Origin of the sequence: Rhizobium sp. CG4 (genome assembly GCF_023701965.1) — a bacterium.
Lineage (GTDB): Bacteria > Pseudomonadota > Alphaproteobacteria > Rhizobiales > Rhizobiaceae > Agrobacterium.
This window is the reverse complement of sequence record NZ_JABAEG010000002.1, coordinates 673,211-690,804: the sequence shown is the minus strand read 5'-3', so window position 1 is coordinate 690,804 and position 17,594 is coordinate 673,211. Positions and strand designations below refer to the sequence as shown.

The window sequence follows — 17,594 nt, the reverse complement described above, 5'->3', positions numbered from 1 at the left end:
CTTTTTTTACGGACACTGTGTCTTTTCGTCCGCCGCTTATGGCGCGTTTTTGCTTGCCGCAACTTTATGTGGATAATTCATATAGGTTGAGCGCAATGAAACATCAAAATGACCGTTTCGAGATGGATTGAACACTTGCGCTGGTCAATTAAAAGACGATGATCGGCCACCCGGTTTGATCTTCTGGTTGCGCCACCCATATGGTGCCTGAACACAAACCGATCCTTAAACGATTACGTACGAGCAGGAAAATCATGTCCGCCAAGTTCAATATCTCTTTCGCCAAATCTGCTGCCCCTGAAGATGCCGTTGCCGTATTGCTGCAAGCGGCAGGGGAAGATGCGCCCGCCGGTGCCCAGCAGGCTGATCCCGGTGGTGTGATTCCGAAGGCGGCGAAGATTGCAGGCTTTTCGGCCAAGTCGATGAGCGTGCTCGATGTGATCGCGCCGCATAATTCCGATGCCGACCGCATTGTGGTGCTGGGTCTCGGTAAGGCCGGAAAGCTGACCGCCCATGACTGGCTGCGCGCCGGTGGCGTTGCTGCCGCCAACTTTAAGAAGGCCAGCAAGGTCGTGATCTATGCAGATGCACCGGGCGTGGATGTGGATGGTGAAGCTGCAAGCGGCATCGCGCTTGGCCTGCTTCTGCGCGCCTATTCGTTTGACGCATACAAGACCAAGAAGAAGTCAGACGATGAAAAGACACCGAAGACGGTTGAAATCACCATTGTAACGACAGCGCATGACGCTGCCGAAAAGGCGTTCAAGACGGCGCAAGCTGTCGCCGAAGGTGTCAATCTCGCCCGCGAACTGGTCAACCTCCCACCAAACGTGCTTGGCCCAGAAGAATTCGCCGACAAGGCTGTTGAACTGCAGAAGCTCGGCGTCGAAGTCGAAATCCTTGGCGAAAAGGAAATGAAGAAGCTCGGCATGGGCGCACTGCTCGGCGTGGCTCAAGGTTCGGTTCGCCCCCCACGTCTCGCAGTCATGCAGTGGAAGGGTGGCTCGAAGAAGGATGAGCCGATTGCCTTCGTCGGTAAGGGCGTGGTGTTCGATACCGGCGGTATCTCGCTGAAGCCAGGTGCTGGCATGGAAGACATGAAGGGCGACATGGGTGGCGCTGCGGCCGTGACCGGCCTCATGCATGTGCTGGCGGCTCGCAAGGCCAAGGTCAATGTGGTTGGCGTCATCGGTCTGGTTGAGAACATGCCTGACGGCAATGCCCAGCGTCCGGGTGACATCGTCACCTCGATGTCCGGTCAGACAATCGAAATCATCAATACCGATGCCGAAGGTCGCCTCGTGCTGGCCGACGCGCTGTGGTACACCAATGACCGCTTCAAGCCAAAATTCATGATCAACCTTGCCACTCTGACCGGTGCCGTTACGGTTGCACTCGGCAATCTGCAGGCTGGCCTGTTCTCCAATGATGATGAACTGTCGGCCCGTTTGAGCACTGCCGGTGATGTAACCGAAGAAAAACTGTGGCGTCTGCCACTCGGCAAGGACTATGACAAGATCATTGATTCCAAATTTGCCGACATGAAGAACAGTGCAGGACGTCTGGCCGGTTCGATCACCGCAGCGCAGTTCCTGAAGCGTTTTGTGGGCGACACGCCTTGGGCGCATCTCGACATTGCCGGCACCGCAATGGGTTCGCCGCTGACCGAGATCAACCAGTCCTGGGGTTCCGGCTACGGTGTGCGTCTGCTGAATGAGCTGGTTCGCGCCCACTACGAAGATTGATCATCATCGTACCGCCCAAGGGCAATACCCCTTGGGCGGTGTGTTATACAGTGATTTGAAGCATAACGAATAAAGGCATGGGCATTCCGATGACGGAAGTTCTTTTCTACCATCTGACGGAATCGAAGCTGGAGGATGCCCTGCCGCCTTTGCTTGAAAAAAGCCTGGAGCGCGGATGGAAAGTTGTGGTCCAGACCGCAGCTGATGATCGGCGTGATGTACTCGACACGCATCTGTGGACATTTCGCGATGACAGTTTTCTGCCGCATGCCACCGAAGCGTCGGATGAGGCTGCAAACCAGCCGGTTCTGCTGACGTCATCTCCCGACAACATCAATCAGGCCAGTGTGCGGTTTATCGTTGATGGTGCCGAACCACCGTCGATTGATTCCTATGAACGTATCGTCTTCATGTTCGACGGGTATGATGCAACCCAGCTTGAGGGCGCACGCGCCCAGTGGAAAAAACTGAAAGGCGAGGGGCATAACCTCACCTACTGGCAGCAATCGCCAGAAGGCCGCTGGCAGAAAAAAGCCTAACGCTTGCGCCATATCTGCCCGACAAGGGCAGTTTCATCGGCAGCGGTACGGTGCCGACCCAACATATCAATGGAAATAATTACGGGTTGTTTCTCGGGTGGAACGAGACCCTAGTCTGCTGATAAATCTCTGTTTAATTTTGTAGTCACGGCTAATGTTTGCTGGTCGTGAGCCTTGCTGAAGGACGTCATCTCCTCAAGCAGGGCGTGAGAGGAGACACGATGGGTCTGAACGTGCCAGCGCCGGACAACGAAGCGGAACGATTGCTCGCCGTACGGTCGATAATGCCGTTTGGTGTTGAACCTACTCCAGAACTGTCCGCCCTGACGGAACTTGCACAAAACGTGTTTTCCACCCTGCGCGCCGCCATTCACATCATCGATGAAGACTGGATGCATATTGCCTATCAGGCCGGTATGCAGCTTTCTGCCTGCTCGCGCGATATCTCGATCTGCTCTCGGGTTATATCGACACAAAAGGCCGTTATTATTCCCGATCTTGCTCTGCATCCTGATTTGAAAGTGATGCCCTATGTGCAGGGCGGACCTCGTCTGCGCTTTTATGCCGGCGTGCCGATTGAGCTTGATACCGGTCTGGTGGTTGGCGCCTTCTGTATCGTCGATACATTTCCGCGTGACCTGTCGCCCAATGAAATTGAAAGTCTGCACCGTTTCGCGGTGCTGGCGGCGGCGCTGCTGCGTTTGCAACGCGCCAACTTCACCATGAGCCTTGCCGAACAGGATTTGAAAACGGCTGCCATGACCGATCCGTTGACAGGGTTCTTTAACCGCAAGGCGCTTGACCACCTCGTGACCCTGCAGCTCAATGCCGCACTGCGGGACGACCAGTTTTTTGGTGCGCTCTACCTCGATATGGATGGCTTCAAGTCGATCAATGACACGCTCGGCCACAGCGCTGGTGACACGGTGTTGCAGGAAGCTGCCATGCGTATACGCGAGACGGTTCGCGCCGAGGATGTGGTGATCCGTGTTGGTGGCGACGAGTTTGCAATTTTTATTCCAAGGCCGGTTGGTCCGGAGAAGCTGGGCGAACTTGCAGATCGGTTGCTGGTGGCATTCCGCGAACCCTTCGATGCAGATGGAGAACATCTCGTCCATGCCCGATTGAGCATTGGCGGCGCCATTGCACCAGAGGCGGGACGTGATCTGGGAACCCTGCTGCGCACCGTCGACAAGGCGCTGTATCAGGCCAAGGCCGAAGGCCGCGATCGTTTCGTCTGCCGCACCAACTGATCAAACTCAGTCGGGGTCTTCCGCGCCACGACAGATCGCGGCGCGGAAAACACATATCAATCGTAGAAGGAATCCACGAACTTGTGACGTCCGAGCAGGAATGCATCGGCAACATGGGTCAGTGGCGCCAGATCGACATCCGACTGCTTCGCCTTGATGATCTCGGCAAAACGTTCGTAAAGCGCCGGATATTCCCGTTCCGGTTCGGCAAACTTCAACTCGCCGTTGATCGACAATTTCGCGCCGCCTTCAGACAACACCATCTGGCCAGCGTCGGTTTCGGCAACAATGTCCCAGCTCTGCTTACCGGTCTGGCGCCAGTCAAACTCGGCGTGCACATCAAGGCCGGTCACGTCGGCAAAATGGATGTCGGCGGCAATTGGCGCATCACGGTTTTCCGGAAACTCGAGCGTAGCCTTGGTGATGAACAAGGCGCGCGGCAGGATATGGGTGATGATCGACAGGGCATTGATGCCGGGGTCAAACACACCTAGGCCGCCAGCCTGCCAGATCCATGCCTGATTGGGGTGCCAGTGGCGCACGTCTTCTTTCCAGATTACATGAACGCTGTTGAGCTTGGTGGAGGCGAGGAAGGACTTGGCAGCCTCTACAGCGGGGGCATAACGCGAATGCCAGCTCGCAAACAGTGAAAGACCCTTGGAATCGGCAATGCGCACGAGATCCTGCACTTCCGACAGGGTGGCGCCCGGTGGCTTTTCAAGGAAGACATGTTTGCCAGCCATCAACGCCTTGTGTGCGGCTTCGTAACGGTACTGCGGCGGCATGCACAGCGATACGGCCTCAAGCTCAGGCACGGCTTCCAGCAATGCGTCGATTGTGCCGTAGGAGGGAATGCCTTCAACAGTGCCGTGACGGCTTGCTGTCGCGATCAGATTGAAATCCGGGTTGCTGGCAATAGCCGGGAGATGCTGGTCCCGGACGATTTTACCGACGCCAACGATGGCGAGCTTTGTACTTGGCATGATTGCTATAATCCGTCTGACTGTTCACGCTATAAATATTATTTTACAAGGTTGTAGCAGAAAGATGAAGGTGAGCAAGATGGCCTGAGCCAATCCACGTGCAAGTTTTGAATTGGCCGTAATTTGCCGGTAAAATAACGGGTTTTCAGATGATTCCTGCCATCAGCATCGGTTTTGCGTCTGGCTTCTTGTAGCGCAAATGTACGACTTTATAGCCTTCGGCCTTCAGCTGTGTCAGCAAGGCTGGCAGCATGCTGGCGGTGCGCTTGTGAATGTCATGCATCAGGATAATGCCGCTGCCACGGTGGCGCAATGCATCCATTGTACGCGAAGCAACAATGGCTGGTGAATCCTTGAAGTAATCCTTCGAATCGACCTGTACGTCCATGATGACCATGCCCCGGCTGTCGAGTGCATGGCGCAGACGACCGGTGTCGGCCAGATAAGGAAAGCGGAAGAAGGCAGCGTCTGTGTCTGTCGCTGTTGCAACGGCATTGGCGCCGCGGGAGATTTCCGACATTGCCTGATCAAACGACAGGCTGCGCAGATTGGGGTGGCGAAAGGTGTGGCTGCCGATACTGTGACCGTCGGCGACAACCTTCTTGGCAATGTCAGGATGGCTTTTGGCCATTTCGCCAACCATCAGGAAAGTGGCTTTCACGCCAAACTCGTCCAGCGTCGCCAGAATGCTTTCCGTTTTGCCAGGCACCGGGCCGTCGTCAAAACTCAATACCACTTCCTTATTGGCAAGGCTGATATCCGAGAAGGATGAAACGACGATATCGCGTCCGGCCAAGCCAAATGGGCTTCCGGGACGCATCCACGCAACAGGCGACATCGCAACTGGGTCATTGGCATGAACAGGGCCATGGACTGGCATGGTCGCGGCAAAAGAGGTCTTCAGCGAGGCGCCATTAAGATTGGGTTTTCCGGCGCAACCGGACAGGCAGACAGAAACAAGTGCGGCGGCGGAAATGGCGCGTAACAGCATGAAGATTCTCGAAAAAAGAGCAGGCTTAAGTGCCTGCGACTTTCTCCGATTATGGTTAATGACTGGTTACTTCACTGCGCGCTTTTTAACGGTCGCGTAAGATTTTAACCGGCCATTGCCTCTTCATATTCGCTGGAAAGCAGCAGCCATTGCTCTTCCGCATCGGAAAGCTTGGCGGCGGCCTCGCCACGTTCCTTCACCTTCTGCGCAGCTTTGGCTGGCGCCTTTTCGTAAAGGGCAGGGTCTGCGAGTTCCGCATCGAGAGACTGAATCAGCTTCTCAAGTTTTGCTGTCAGCGATTCGATTTCATTGATCTTTTTCTTCAGTGGCGCCAGCGTGGCACGTTTTTCAGCATTCGCCTTGCGCTGATCCGCCTTTGAAGCCGCATCTACTGCGACTTCAACTTTTTCTTCTTTTTTTTTACCCGAGGAAACGATGAGGTCACGGTATTCATCCATGTCGCCTTCAAAGGTCGTCACGGTGCCGTTGTTTACCAGCCACAACCGGTCAACGGTTGCCTCGATCAGGTGGCGATCGTGCGAGATCAGGATGACTGCACCATCATAGTCGTTCAGTGCCTCAATCAAGGCGCGGCGGCTGTCGATATCCAGATGGTTGGTCGGTTCGTCGAGGATCAGCAGGTTTGGCGCGTGGAACGCGGCCAGGCCCATCAGCAGGCGGGCTTTTTCACCACCGGACAGATCCTTGGCAGCCGTTGCCATCTTTTCCGTGGCCAGACCCATCTGGGCAACGCGGGCGCGCACCTTGGCTTCCGGTGCCTGCGGCATCAGCTTGCGCACATGTTCCACCGGCGTTTCATCCGGGATCAGATCATCCAACTGATGTTGCGCGAAAAAGCCGATCTTGAGGGACGGCGCCAGTCGCAGGTCACCGCTTTCAGGAGCCAGCTTGCCAGAGATAAACTTGGCAAATGTCGATTTGCCGTTACCGTTGGAACCCAGAAGCGCAATACGGTCGTCATTGTCGATGCGTAGGTTCAATCCCTTGAGAATGGGGTTGCCCGGCGTATAACCAACTGCGCCGCCATTGATCGCAACGATGGGCGAGGCGGGCTGCTTTTCCGGTTCCGGGAAGGTGATCGGCTGGACGTGATCTTCGATCACAGACGCGACGGTACCCATGCGCTCCAGAGCCTTGACGCGGCTCTGCGCCTGTTTTGCCTTGGAGGCCTTGGCCTTGAAACGGTCGATGAAGCTTTGCAGGTGTTTGCGCGCGGCATCGTTCTTTGCCTTGGCCTTCATCTGCAATTCGTCGTTTTCGGCCTTCTGGCGCTCAAACTGGTCGTAACCGCCGCGATAGAAGGTCAGCTTTTTTTGGTCCAGATGCACAATGGCATTGACCGCATTGTTCAACAGGTCACGGTCGTGGCTGATGATGATAACCGTGTAGGGATAACGACGGATATAATCTTCCAGCCACAGCGTACCTTCAAGGTCGAGATAGTTGGTCGGTTCGTCGAGCAGCAACAGGTCCGGTTGCGCAAACAGCACGGATGCTAGCGCCACACGCATGCGCCAGCCGCCGGAAAATGACGATGCCGGGCGAAGCTGTGCTTCTTGGTTGAAGCCGAGACCGGCCAGAATGCTGGAGGCGCGCGCCTCCGCCGAATGGGCGTCGATATCGACAAGCCGCATCTGGATTTCCGCAATGCGATGCGGATCCGTTGCGGTTTCAGATTCCAGCAGCAGTGAAGCACGTTCCTTGTCGGCCGCCAGAACAATCTCGATCAGACTGTCCTCGGTGCCAGGCGCTTCCTGGGCCACCTGGCCAATACGTGCGTTTTTAGGAATGGTGACGGCGCCGCTTTCAGCGCCCATATCGCCGGTAATCACCCGAAACAGGGTGGATTTTCCAGCACCATTGCGTCCCACCAGACCGGCTTTGGTGCCGGACGGCAGTGTCACGCTGGCGTGGTCAAGAAGAAGGCGTCCGGCAATGCGGGCTGAAAGGTCGCTAATCGTAATCATGGCGCCGTTTTGGCTGAACTCTTGGCTTAAGGCAAGAGCGTGAAAGCCACAGTTTACGTCAGGAATTTGAGGGCTTTTGAATTCAGGCGCCGATTTGCAGCAGATAGCTGTTGCGCGAACGTTTGGCGACGTCCCGCGAATAGGGAACCACACAGTTGCCTTCACGGCTGCGCGCCGCCAGCAACGAAATTTCGGCATTGCCATAAAACTCGGCGGCTGAGGTCAGTCCATCGACAACAGCGACACCGATCGACACGGTCAGTTTGTCGTCTTGTCCGGTCTTGTTGATAAAACGCAGCGATTCAACGGTGCGACGCAGACGCTCCGCGATGTTTTCGGCTGCGTTGAGTGGAACTTCCGAAAACAGGAACGCGAACTCGTTGCCAGCTGTGCGGGCGACAAAATCCTGCTTCTTGATCGATTTGCGGAACAGGGCTGCCAGACGTCGCAGGGCACGGTTGCCGGCTGTTGCGCCATAACGCTCATTCACATGACGGAAATTGTCGATATTGACCAGCAGCATGGCAAAGTGGGTCTGCGGTTGCTTGTCAATGAACAGGGCGGAGAGTTTTTCAGCAAAGGCGATGCGATTGGGCAGCATCGTCAAGTGGTCGCGCAAGGAAATATGGCGAGCCTTTTCAATGCTGGCCTCACACTCCTGCATGGTTTCCAGGCCTTTGGTCACGAAATGCAGCAGGCTGGATTGTTCCTCATGAAGCGAGGCGGCGAAATGCAATAGCTCTTCCTGCGTGCCGATATGGTCTGCATCGAGGCCCGAGGAAGCGAGAAGCGAGGTGGAGCGGTGCAGCGCAACAGTCAGACGCTGCGAAATCTGTTCAATGGTACGGCTGATCTCGGAGGCAGCTTTGCCGGCGGTAATGCCGCAATGCCCCGGCAAATTGTATTTCAGGCCAATCTCGTCTAGGTCGTGCTGCTGCGGTGCATTGCCAAGCGCGAGTATATCGCGTCCCATTTCAGGGTTGTGGCCAGACAAGACTTCATAAAACAGTTCATAGTTGCGAGGGATCGGGGCAACATGCATCTTCGCCATGAACTGGATGATCTTGGAAGCAACGAGGTTATTTCTGGCAACACTCTTTGTCGCCTTTTTAGCCAGTTCTGCGCCCATATCCGTCTTGGTCCCCTTGTCGAACGAAATGATGCCCAAGCAATTACGTATATTTGCGATTACTTGTATTTTTGATGGTTATTGCAGCAATTCCATCGTCTTATGACAAACTCTCCTTAAAATTGAATAAAGGCCTCACTACAGAATTCTGTATTTAGGGAACGATGCTTCGTTATTGTTATTATTGATAGGCGCTATGATAATTGCTGATTTGATCATGGTCAGAAGATGAGATTTGATAGGGCGAATAGCAGCCAGGAGAACACTGAATGTCGAGAACGCTTTATTCCCTTTGTGGCAAGGATACGGCCCGGCCTTTTTCACCACATTGCTGGAAAACAGTTCTCTCACTGGGGCACAAAGGGCTGGATTTTGAAGAAAGACCACTGCCTTTCAGCGCCATTCCCGATGTAGAGGGCGGCTTTTCAAAAACCGTTCCTATCCTGCGTGACGGCGACTATCTGGTGAATGACAGTTTCCAGATTGCTCTCTATCTCGATGAAGCCTACCCGGAACGGCCCTCGCTGTTTAATGGCGAAGGCGGCAAGGCCATGGCACGGATGATCGAGAGCTGGTCGCAAACCACATTGCACCCGGCAATTGTTCGCATTGCGGTTGTGGATATCCATGACATGCTGGAACAGAAGGATCAGGTCTATTTCCGCGAAAGCCGGACACGGGCTCTCGGCAAATCGTTGGAAGAAGCCAGTGCGGAGCGGGATGCAGAAATTGCGGCCTTCCCGCAGAAACTGGAACCGTTGCGCCGCACCTTGGGCTATCAGCCCTTTATCGGTGGCGACGGCCCGCTGTTTGCCGACTACATCGTGTTTGGTGCCTTGCAATGGGCACGGATTGTTTCCGGCGTCGATCTTTTTGGCGCTGATGACCCGGTGCGAGAGTGGTTCGAGCGTTGCCTTGATCTCTATGGTGCGAGGGGTCGGAGTGTGACACCCGCATGAAACTTGGGCGATCCCCCTTGTTTTCGGGCCTTTGGGCGGGTAAACACCGCCCACTTTCTTTAAAGGACAAGGAAACGGACACATGGCGATTGAACGCACATTTTCGATGATCAAGCCGGACGCAACCAAGCGTAACCTCACTGGCGCCATCACCAAGGTATTTGAAGACAACGGCCTGCGCATCATCGCGTCCAAGCGCGTCTGGATGAGCAAGCGCGAAGCTGAAGGCTTCTACGCTGTTCACAAAGAGCGTCCTTTCTTCGGTGAACTGGTTGAAGGCATGACTTCTGGTCCGACCATCGTTCAGGTTCTGGAAGGCGAAAACGCTATCCTCAAGAACCGCGAAATCATGGGCGCTACCAACCCGGCAAACGCTGACGAAGGCACCATCCGCAAGCAGTTCGCTCTGTCGATCGGCGAAAACTCCGTTCACGGTTCCGATGCTCCGGAAACAGCTGTTCAGGAAATCGCTTACTGGTTCGCAGAAACAGAAATCGTTGGCTGAATCAGTTTGTGAGCAACCTGAATCACCTTTTCAGGGAAACGGTTCAAACAACTGAAATACATTGAAGAACGGAGCCGAAAGGCTCCGTTTTTTATTGGTGTTTAGGGTTTTGGAGGTGTTGGCTTTATGTCGGGCAACCCTGAACAGGGCTCATGTCCGTCGTGCCATCGCTCCGAAACACATCCGGGTTCGGTGTATAAAGCGGCCCGACGACCAGCGGCTTGGCCGGCAGCAGTGACTGATCGGTGTTCGAGCTTATGCTGGTTTCGATTGTTTGCCGTAACAACCCATCGGCATCTTTCAGCCGGATCGTCACCTTGTAAGGCCGACCTTTTTTGACGCATTCAATTGGCGGGCTTTGCAACACAATTTTTTCCGTTTTGGGAAACAGCTTCTCGACGGTCGAGAGAGGAGCACCGCCGCGTGGATTTTCAAACTCCGCCTCTGCCGTGCTGCCAGCCGTGATCGGTGCCAACGGTTGCAGCGTGACCAGATAATTGGCGCTTGCCACCCGGTAATTGAACACAAACATGCGGCCGGACAGTTTGGCGATGTCGCCATGGTCTTCGCGCTGGCAACTGGCCATCGACACCGCAGCCAGAAGGAGCAATGCAAGGCTGAACCTCTTCATGCCGTTTCCTCCTTTGTGCGATGATAGTGGCGGGCAGCTTTTTGCCTGTTGCCGCACACGGCCATGTCACACCAGACGCGGCTGCGGTTCTTGCTACGGTCAATGAACAGCCAGCCGCAATTGCCACAAATCCTGATGCGTTGCCGCTCGGTGCCGGCAATCAGCTGCAGCGCTGATCTGGCGGTTGCGGCTTCCAGCGATTGATCGTGCGGCGCATGACGAAGCGCTGCCGCAGCCGTCTCCAGCAACCGCGCCAATAACAGGCGGTCATCAATTCCCGAGACCGCCATTCGAAAGTAGCTGTCAGTTGCCTCACGCAGCGAAAGCAGAATGGGACGATTGCGTGCCTCTGTCGGCACCAACGCAGCACCGTGTTTTTGGTCACCGCTCAGCGCACTTGCGGCGGCCGAAAAACTGTCGATCTGCGCGGGGACGGCAAACCGGTCGAGAGATTTTTCGGGAGAAAATCGCAAAATCACACTGTTTGCCACATCAAGGGCAAGCGCGCCGCCAGAAAATCGGTGTGGTGTCCACGAAAAATCCATGCCAAATTATAACTATTAAAATGACTTTTACCAGTTATAATAATACAACGGTTGAGGGCGGCGTGATGGCGTATTTCGTGCAGCAGCTTTTGAATGCCATCCCCATTGCAGCGCTTTATGCCGTGCTGGCCTTTGGTTACACGATCGTTTTTTCCCTGACCCGGCGTGCCGATGTGACCTATGGCGCAATCTTCGCTTTTGCCGGCCAGACCTATCTGTTGTTTGCGGATTTCGGCTGGAACCAGCTATGGCTTATTCTGCCAGCCACCTTGGCTTTTGGCGCAGCCTTCGCGCTGTTGGCTGGGCTGTGGACGGGCGTGGTCGCCGGACGCACGATCATTCGCCCCTTGGTGATGGCCTCACCCAATGCGGTCATGGTGGCAGGTCTTGGCGTGCTGATTGCCCTGATGGAGGGCGCGCGGCTTGCAGCAAATACGCGGGTCTTATGGTTGCCGCCTCTGTTTCAGGGACCGATTGTGCTGTTCTCCTATCAGGGCTTTTCCCTGACGGTGACGGCCGTGCAGCTTTTCAACACGGCGGTTTTCGTGTGCCTGATTGCACTGATCAATTATTACCTGCGCGTGTCGACTTTTGGGCGGCAATGGAAAGCTGTGGCGAATGATGCCTTTGCAGCCGAGCTATGTGGTGTCAATTCCGGCCGTATCCTGTTGCTGTCCTATTGTCTGGCCGCCTGCCTTGCCGCCATCGCCGCGATTTTTGCGACCAGCTATTATGGCAATATGGACTTTGGCGCTGGGCTGACATTCGGGTTGAAGATCGTGCTGATCTCGGCGGCTGGCGGTTATTCCAGTCCGCTTTCCTCTGCCTATGGCGCGGCAAGCATCGGAGTGGCAGAGACGCTGTGGGGCGGCTATGGTCCGGTCATGTGGCGCGACGCAGCCGTGCTGCTGGGGCTTGTGGTCTGGTTGGTGATCCGCAGAAGCGAAACTCAAAGACCATAGGGATGGTGGTGCTTAGCGCCACTTGTCCTTGGCCGTTTCATCGGCGTTTTTGGCATTGATCCATTCACCAGCGCTGCCATCCTTGCCATGTTCCTTTTTCCAGAACGGCGCGGATGTTTTCAGATAGTCCATCACGAAGTTTGCGCCATCAAAGGCTGACTGCCGATGACGCGAGGCGGCAATAACCAGAACGATGTTGTCGCCGGTTGGGATTTTGCCAAAACGGTGGATGGCCGTCAGACCAAGAAGGTCAAAACGTTCAATGGCAAGCGCGGCTATGCGGTTCAGTTCCGCTTCCGCCATGCCGGGATAATGCTCAAGCTCCAGTGCAGACAATGTGCCGCCGTCATCACGGCAAAGACCGGTAAAAGTAACGACTGCGCCAATGCTGCGGTCATTGTCGGTCAGCTTTTTTGCTTCAGCGGCTGCATCGAAGTCATCGGACTGCACACAAATGGTCGGCTTGATCGTCATGGTGTACTCGTAACAGCTCTTAGTGAGTTGGCCGGGGTGTAACTACGGACACCCTCATTCTGTGAAAAGCACAGAATTGAGGGAAGGGGTGTTGCGCCCTTCCATCCCAATCAGCCGCCGGTCATCGGTGGAAAAATGCCGATTTCGCGTGCGCCCTCGATGCTTTCATCGTGGTCGATATGTTCCTGATTGACCGCAACTCGAATGGCGTGCGGAAATTCAAACGCCGCCTCGTAATTCTCGCCAAGCGTCGTCAGATAGGCCAGCAGATCACCTGCTGTTTTGACCGAAGCGGGGATATCCAACTCCTCTTCGGCCGTGCCAATCTTCTCCCGAACCCAGGCGAAATAAACGAGACGTGTCATTATTCGGCGTCCACGATGTGCTTGAGGCCAGCCCTGAAGTAGTCATAGCCAGTGTAAATCGTCAGCGCGGCGGCAAGCCACAGCAGGCCGATACCGGTTTCGGTGGTGTAAGGCAGAACCTTGTCGCCGGCAGGGCCGGCCAGCAGGAAGGCAATGGCCACCATCTGGATGGTGGTCTTCCACTTGGCGATCTGCGTGACCGGAACGGACACCTTCAATGCAGCGAGATATTCGCGCAGGCCGGAAACAAGGATTTCACGGCACAGAATAGTAATGGCGGCCCATACCGACCAACCGGCAATCGTGCCATCTGCTGCCATCAGCAAAAGAACAGAGGCAATCAGCAGCTTGTCGGCAATCGGGTCCAGCATGCGGCCGATGTTGGATGTCTGGTTCCAGATACGTGCCAGATAGCCATCGAGAAAGTCGGTGATAGAGGCGACGATAAAAATCCACAGCGCTGTCCAGCGCGCAAAATCCGAGCTTGCCAGCTGTCCTTCCACAAAGAAGCACAGCACAATGACCGGTACGGCCAGAATACGGGCATAGGTAAGAAGATTCGGAATATTGTACGCGCGAGAAGCCATTGAGAACCTGCCTTACGGAATTTCAGCTTTAGATGAAGCCGCACGCTGTCAGCGTCAACATCTGTTTGTGTTTTTTTTAGCAAGCAGATGACGAGGAGATCGTCATTCTGCGCCATTTTCGTGAAAATGATTATAAACCTGCCGGGCAACCGCCTCGGAAATGCCGGTTACATTCATCAGGTCGTTGAGACCAGCCCGTGAAACGGCTTTTGCCGTACCGAAATGCTGCAAAAGCGCGCGTTTGCGGCCGGGCCCAATACCACTGATTTCATCCAGCGGATTCTTGATCATTTCTTTCTTGCGGCGTGCCCGGTGGGAGCCGATGGCAAAACGGTGCGCTTCATCGCGCATGCGCTGGATGAAATAGAGAACCGGATCGCGTGGTGGCAGGGAAAAGTCGCTGCGACCGTCGGCGAAGAAACGCTCTCGGCCGGCATCACGGTCGACACCCTTGGCAACACCGATGGCTGTGACGCAATCGCGAATATCAAGTTCATCCAGAATACCACGAACCGCGGACATCTGGCCTTGGCCACCATCGATCAGGATAACGTCCGGCCATGCGGGGAAAGGCATGTCAGCGGCATCCTCGGTTGACGTAACCTGGTTGCGATCGGGTTTGCCTTCCTCTTTCAACAGGCGTGAAAACCGGCGGGTCATCACCTCGCGCATCATGCCAAAGTCATCGCCGGGCGTGATGTCCGTCGATTTGATGTTGAACTTGCGATACTGGTTCTTCACGAAACCTTCCGGTCCCGCCACCACCATGCCGCCAACAGCATTGGTGCCCATGATATGGGAGTTATCGTAGATTTCGATACGGCGTGGCACATAAGACAGGTTGAAGGTGTCTGCAAAACCTTTCAGCAAGCGTTCCTGAGAGGACGTTTCCGCCAGCTTGCGTCCATGCGCTTCGCGCGCATTGCCCAATACGTGGTCAACGATATCCTTTTTCTCACTGCGTTGCGGCACCGAGATCGTGACCTTGTGGTTGGCCTTTTCGCCAAGTGCTGCCGCCAGCAGTTCCTGTTCTTCTACTGTCTCGGAAAGCAGAATTTGCTTTGGCACCGGTTTGTCGTCGTAAAACTGCGCCAGAAACGCGTTGAGGACTTCCGAAGGCGGCAAAGAAGGATCGGCTTTCGGAAAATAGGCGCGGTTACCCCAGTTCTGTCCGGTGCGGAAGAAGAATACCTGGATACAGGAAATGCCACCTTCGTGATGAATGGCAAACACGTCAGCTTCATCAATTCCAGCGGGATTGATGCCCTGATGGCTCTGCACATGGCTTAGGGCTGCTAGCCTGTCGCGGTAGACGGCAGCGCGCTCGAAATCCAGATCTTCCGCCGCCTCGTTCATCTGCCGGGCAATCGCGGTCTTTACGCTTTGGCTTTTGCCCGAAAGGAAGTCTTTGGCTTCCTGAACAAGTTCTGCATACCCCGCATCGCTGACTTCATGCGTGCAGGGGCCGGAACATCGTTTGATTTGGTAAAGCAGACAGGGGCGGGTGCGCGTTTCAAACACACTGTCCGTGCAGGTGCGGATAAGAAACGCCCGTTGCAACGAGTTGATGGTGCGTCCGACCGCACCGGCCGACGCAAAAGGCCCGAAATAATCGCCCTTACGGGCGCGCGCGCCACGATGTTTGAAGATCGCAGGGGCGCGATTGTCAGCCGTAATAAGAATGTAGGGAAACGACTTGTCGTCACGCAGCAGCACGTTGAACCGGGGGCGCAGACGTTTGATGAGGTTTGCTTCCAGCAGCAGAGCCTCGGTTTCCGTGCGGGTGGTGACAAACTCCATATTCACCGTCAGCCGCACCATTTGGCCAATTCGGTTGGAGTGGAAGCGGCCCTGGGCGTAATTGCCGACACGCTTTTTCAGCGAACGTGCCTTGCCGACGTAGAGCACGTCGCCTGCGTCGTTGAACATGCGATAAACGCCCGGCCGGTTCGGCAGGTGTTTCACAAACTCGGCAATCAGGTCCATGCCCTTCAGGCCAGTTTCATTTTTCCATCCGGCAGACCAGTCAATGGATGCGCCAACGCTTGCGACTTCGTTCTCAGGGGACGAAGCAATGGCGTCATCTTCATCATCGTCGGTTTCATCGAAGAGAATGCCGCCCTCGGGCAGCTTCTGTCCGTTCATTCAGGTATCTCCGCCACGTCAGGGGTTTCCCAAGCGAGGTGTTGCCCGCCATCAAGGGCGATCATCTGCCCGGTGATAGACGGTGTGTCAAAAAGAAAACGAACCGTGCGGCCGAATTCATCCGGCTGCGGTCCTCTCTTTAATATAAGGCCGTCGATCTGCGCCTGAAAGTCCTGTGGTCGCTGTCTTTCACTTCTAAATGACGGACCGGGGCCAATGGCATTCACCCGCACGCGAGGTGCAAAGGCCTGCGCCATGGTCTGCGTTGCCGTCCAAAGTGCGGATTTAGACAAGGTATAAGAATAAAAGCGTGGATTGGGTGCCCAGACGCGCTGGTCTATAATGTTGACGATCAGCCCGTTCATGTCCTGCGGCAACTGGTGCATCAATCCGGCTGCCAGAATGGACGGCGCACGGACATGAACGGCAAAATGTGCGTCAAATGTCGCCGAATCGAATGTATCAGCCGAGTCGCTTCGGAAAATCGAGGCGTTATTGATGAGAATTCCGATAGGACCAAACGCATTACTGGCCTTTTCCATCAAATCGGATGTCGAGGCGATATCGGCGAGGTCTGCCGCAAAAGCCTGCGCTTTGCCACCGTTGCGCCTTATTGTATTAGCGAACTCTTCTGCTTCGAGTATGGAAGAGCGTGCATGGACAGCAATAGCGAAGCCGTGAGCAGCCATATCCTCGGCAATTGCCCGCCCAAGTCGTCTGGAAGCACCGGTGATCAAGACTGTTTTGGGTATTTTTTCCATCGAAACCGGCTTTATATCTGCATCTAAGTATATAGGAAGACGATATAAATCAAATTTCGAAGCCCTGTACAGCGTCGTTTCGGGTTATACAGGAATAGGGTTTTAAGTATATTTGGCGTTTATTTTAAATAAATACATGTAAAAATCGACTGCTCTGAATTTAATGAAGTGTTATCCTTAACAAAATTTCGTTGTATTTTAGCAACGTCAAACTTCAGTCACTGCCGCGCCACAAAGAATTCACAGTTTGGCTTTTTGATCTCCTCATTCACCCATCATTTTCAATTTCCAGAAGGGCAGGGAACCTAACTGTTTTTAACCGCGTTGAGACTTTGGTTTAGCGCACAATGCGGTGGTGAAAAGGAGAATGACATGCGTATTTTTGTTGCAACTCTTATGGCTTCCACGATGGCAGCAGGAGCTTTCTCGGCAGCCAAGGCGGCTGACGCGGTCAACGAAGTTCCACAGGCACCAGTTGCTTATGAGCAGCCAGCACCGGTTTCCGATTGGTCCGGCGCTTACGTTGGTGGTACCGTAAACTATGATTGGGGCCGCTTTAGCAGCAGCAACGACGGTCGCGATGCCAAGGGCTTCGGCGGCGGTCTGTACGGCGGTTACAACTGGCAGAATGGCCAGATCGTCTACGGTGCAGAAGCAGACATCGGCCTCGGCGATGAAAGCGGTTCTGCTGGTGCAGTTGGCACCGGTCTTTCCGGCAAGCAGGGCGTAAACGGCTCGCTGCGTGCTCGCGTTGGTTACGACATGAACCCATTCCTGATCTACGGTACGGGTGGTCTCGCAATCTCCGAGAACAAGCTGCGTGACGCAACGTCCAGCGACAGCGCGACAGCACTCGGCTACACTGTTGGTGCAGGTGTTGAAGCTCTCGTAACCGACAACATCACAGCTCGTCTTGAGTACCGTTACTCTGACTACGCTAAGAAGGACTACACACTTGACTCTGGTTCCTTCTCCCGTGGTTACGACGACCACAGCGTTAAGGTCGGTATCGGCGTGAAGTTCTAATCTGCG

18 protein-coding genes are annotated in these 17,594 nt (G+C 54.9%); 7 read left to right on the top strand and 11 right to left on the bottom strand.

The genetic code is table 11. The features are described from left to right. Window positions 1-254 precede the first annotated feature (254 nt). The 3 genes from HGO37_RS08490 to HGO37_RS08480 all read left to right on the top strand — a co-directional run bounded on the left by HGO37_RS08490 (window position 255) and on the right by HGO37_RS08480 (window position 3,537). Complete coding sequence (locus tag HGO37_RS08490; RefSeq protein WP_250982944.1) at window positions 255-1,745, top strand: leucyl aminopeptidase; 1,491 nt, start codon at window positions 255-257, stop codon at window positions 1,743-1,745. 89 nt (window positions 1,746-1,834) lie between these two features. Next, a complete protein-coding gene (locus HGO37_RS08485; RefSeq protein ID WP_192487449.1) occupies window positions 1,835-2,284 on the top strand; it encodes a DNA polymerase III subunit chi in 450 nt (149 codons plus the stop codon). A gap of 221 nt (window positions 2,285-2,505) precedes the next feature. Next, entirely contained in the window at window positions 2,506-3,537 is a 1,032-nt protein-coding gene (locus tag HGO37_RS08480) for a sensor domain-containing diguanylate cyclase (protein WP_250982943.1), read from the top strand. A gap of 56 nt (window positions 3,538-3,593) precedes the next feature. Here the strand turns inward: HGO37_RS08480 and HGO37_RS08475 are convergent, their stop codons facing one another. The 4 genes from HGO37_RS08475 to HGO37_RS08460 form a co-directional block, all read right to left on the bottom strand. After that, window positions 3,594-4,520, bottom strand: a complete 927-nt coding sequence (locus HGO37_RS08475) for a Gfo/Idh/MocA family protein (RefSeq protein ID WP_250982942.1) — start codon at window positions 4,518-4,520, stop codon at window positions 3,594-3,596. A 145-nt stretch (window positions 4,521-4,665) separates the two neighbouring features. Further along, window positions 4,666-5,511, bottom strand: coding sequence for a polysaccharide deacetylase family protein (locus HGO37_RS08470; protein WP_250982941.1), 846 nt, complete (start codon window positions 5,509-5,511; stop codon window positions 4,666-4,668). A gap of 104 nt (window positions 5,512-5,615) precedes the next feature. Beyond that, on the bottom strand, window positions 5,616-7,499 hold the full coding sequence (locus HGO37_RS08465) for an ABC-F family ATP-binding cassette domain-containing protein (protein WP_250982940.1): 1,884 nt from the start codon (window positions 7,497-7,499) through the stop codon (window positions 5,616-5,618). Between the two features lie 82 nt (window positions 7,500-7,581). After that, a complete protein-coding gene (locus HGO37_RS08460) occupies window positions 7,582-8,667 on the bottom strand; it encodes a GGDEF domain-containing protein (RefSeq protein ID WP_250982939.1) in 1,086 nt (361 codons plus the stop codon). A gap of 230 nt (window positions 8,668-8,897) precedes the next feature. On the opposite strand from HGO37_RS08460, the gene HGO37_RS08455 reads away from it, so the two are divergent. Continuing rightward, complete coding sequence (locus tag HGO37_RS08455; RefSeq protein WP_250982938.1) at window positions 8,898-9,587, top strand: glutathione S-transferase family protein; 690 nt, start codon at window positions 8,898-8,900, stop codon at window positions 9,585-9,587. Between the two features lie 82 nt (window positions 9,588-9,669). Beyond that, window positions 9,670-10,092: a nucleoside-diphosphate kinase gene (ndk, locus tag HGO37_RS08450; RefSeq protein WP_018898730.1), complete on the top strand. Its 423-nt coding sequence runs from the start codon at window positions 9,670-9,672 to the stop codon at window positions 10,090-10,092. Between the two features lie 124 nt (window positions 10,093-10,216). Here ndk and HGO37_RS08445 read toward each other — a convergent pair whose 3' ends face one another. Further along, complete coding sequence (locus HGO37_RS08445; protein ID WP_250982937.1) at window positions 10,217-10,723, bottom strand: hypothetical protein; 507 nt, start codon at window positions 10,721-10,723, stop codon at window positions 10,217-10,219. Then, window positions 10,720-11,268, bottom strand: a complete 549-nt coding sequence (locus tag HGO37_RS08440; protein WP_250982936.1) for a CGNR zinc finger domain-containing protein — start codon at window positions 11,266-11,268, stop codon at window positions 10,720-10,722. The genes HGO37_RS08445 and HGO37_RS08440 overlap by 4 nt, the downstream gene beginning before the upstream one ends. 65 nt (window positions 11,269-11,333) lie before the next feature. On the opposite strand from HGO37_RS08440, the gene HGO37_RS08435 reads away from it, so the two are divergent. Then, entirely contained in the window at window positions 11,334-12,230 is an 897-nt protein-coding gene (locus HGO37_RS08435) for a branched-chain amino acid ABC transporter permease (RefSeq protein WP_250983240.1), read from the top strand. A gap of 12 nt (window positions 12,231-12,242) precedes the next feature. Here the strand turns inward: HGO37_RS08435 and HGO37_RS08430 are convergent, their stop codons facing one another. The 5 genes from HGO37_RS08430 to HGO37_RS08410 form a co-directional block, all read right to left on the bottom strand. After that, complete coding sequence (locus tag HGO37_RS08430; protein WP_250983239.1) at window positions 12,243-12,698, bottom strand: molybdenum cofactor biosynthesis protein MoaE; 456 nt, start codon at window positions 12,696-12,698, stop codon at window positions 12,243-12,245. A gap of 116 nt (window positions 12,699-12,814) precedes the next feature. After that, window positions 12,815-13,069: a molybdopterin converting factor subunit 1 gene (gene moaD / locus HGO37_RS08425; RefSeq protein WP_192487458.1), complete on the bottom strand. Its 255-nt coding sequence runs from the start codon at window positions 13,067-13,069 to the stop codon at window positions 12,815-12,817. Further along, the gene (pgsA, locus tag HGO37_RS08420) at window positions 13,069-13,656 is read right to left on the bottom strand and encodes a CDP-diacylglycerol--glycerol-3-phosphate 3-phosphatidyltransferase (RefSeq protein WP_250982935.1); all 588 of its coding nucleotides are present in this window, start codon (window positions 13,654-13,656) and stop codon (window positions 13,069-13,071) included. Before pgsA ends, moaD begins: the two co-directional genes overlap by 1 nt. A gap of 102 nt (window positions 13,657-13,758) precedes the next feature. Continuing rightward, a complete protein-coding gene (uvrC, locus tag HGO37_RS08415) occupies window positions 13,759-15,801 on the bottom strand; it encodes an excinuclease ABC subunit UvrC (RefSeq protein ID WP_250982934.1) in 2,043 nt (680 codons plus the stop codon). Next, on the bottom strand, window positions 15,798-16,562 hold the full coding sequence (locus tag HGO37_RS08410) for an SDR family oxidoreductase (protein ID WP_250982933.1): 765 nt from the start codon (window positions 16,560-16,562) through the stop codon (window positions 15,798-15,800). The genes uvrC and HGO37_RS08410 overlap by 4 nt, the downstream gene beginning before the upstream one ends. A gap of 372 nt (window positions 16,563-16,934) precedes the next feature. Between HGO37_RS08410 and HGO37_RS08405 the strand changes: the two genes are divergently transcribed. Further along, a complete protein-coding gene (locus HGO37_RS08405; protein ID WP_192487462.1) occupies window positions 16,935-17,588 on the top strand; it encodes an outer membrane protein in 654 nt (217 codons plus the stop codon). The last annotated feature ends 6 nt before the right edge of the window (window positions 17,589-17,594 follow it).

What these genes read in the sequence shown, in the direction of transcription:
- moaD (WP_192487458.1), bottom strand. Translation starts at nt 13,069, where the DNA reads ATGACACGTCTCGTTTATTTCGCCTGGGTTCGGGAGAAGATTGGCACG.
- HGO37_RS08440 (WP_250982936.1), bottom strand. Translation starts at nt 11,268, where the DNA reads ATGGATTTTTCGTGGACACCACACCGATTTTCTGGCGGCGCGCTTGCC.
- pgsA (WP_250982935.1), bottom strand. Translation starts at nt 13,656, where the DNA reads ATGGCTTCTCGCGCGTACAATATTCCGAATCTTCTTACCTATGCCCGT.
- uvrC (WP_250982934.1), bottom strand. Translation starts at nt 15,801, where the DNA reads ATGAACGGACAGAAGCTGCCCGAGGGCGGCATTCTCTTCGATGAAACC.
- HGO37_RS08405 (WP_192487462.1), top strand. Translation starts at nt 16,935, where the DNA reads ATGCGTATTTTTGTTGCAACTCTTATGGCTTCCACGATGGCAGCAGGA.
- HGO37_RS08475 (WP_250982942.1), bottom strand. Translation starts at nt 4,520, where the DNA reads ATGCCAAGTACAAAGCTCGCCATCGTTGGCGTCGGTAAAATCGTCCGG.
- HGO37_RS08485 (WP_192487449.1), top strand. Translation starts at nt 1,835, where the DNA reads ATGACGGAAGTTCTTTTCTACCATCTGACGGAATCGAAGCTGGAGGAT.
- ndk (WP_018898730.1), top strand. Translation starts at nt 9,670, where the DNA reads ATGGCGATTGAACGCACATTTTCGATGATCAAGCCGGACGCAACCAAG.
- HGO37_RS08435 (WP_250983240.1), top strand. Translation starts at nt 11,334, where the DNA reads ATGGCGTATTTCGTGCAGCAGCTTTTGAATGCCATCCCCATTGCAGCG.
- HGO37_RS08480 (WP_250982943.1), top strand. Translation starts at nt 2,506, where the DNA reads ATGGGTCTGAACGTGCCAGCGCCGGACAACGAAGCGGAACGATTGCTC.
- HGO37_RS08470 (WP_250982941.1), bottom strand. Translation starts at nt 5,511, where the DNA reads ATGCTGTTACGCGCCATTTCCGCCGCCGCACTTGTTTCTGTCTGCCTG.
- HGO37_RS08455 (WP_250982938.1), top strand. Translation starts at nt 8,898, where the DNA reads ATGTCGAGAACGCTTTATTCCCTTTGTGGCAAGGATACGGCCCGGCCT.
- HGO37_RS08490 (WP_250982944.1), top strand. Translation starts at nt 255, where the DNA reads ATGTCCGCCAAGTTCAATATCTCTTTCGCCAAATCTGCTGCCCCTGAA.
- HGO37_RS08445 (WP_250982937.1), bottom strand. Translation starts at nt 10,723, where the DNA reads ATGAAGAGGTTCAGCCTTGCATTGCTCCTTCTGGCTGCGGTGTCGATG.
- HGO37_RS08410 (WP_250982933.1), bottom strand. Translation starts at nt 16,562, where the DNA reads ATGGAAAAAATACCCAAAACAGTCTTGATCACCGGTGCTTCCAGACGA.
- HGO37_RS08465 (WP_250982940.1), bottom strand. Translation starts at nt 7,499, where the DNA reads ATGATTACGATTAGCGACCTTTCAGCCCGCATTGCCGGACGCCTTCTT.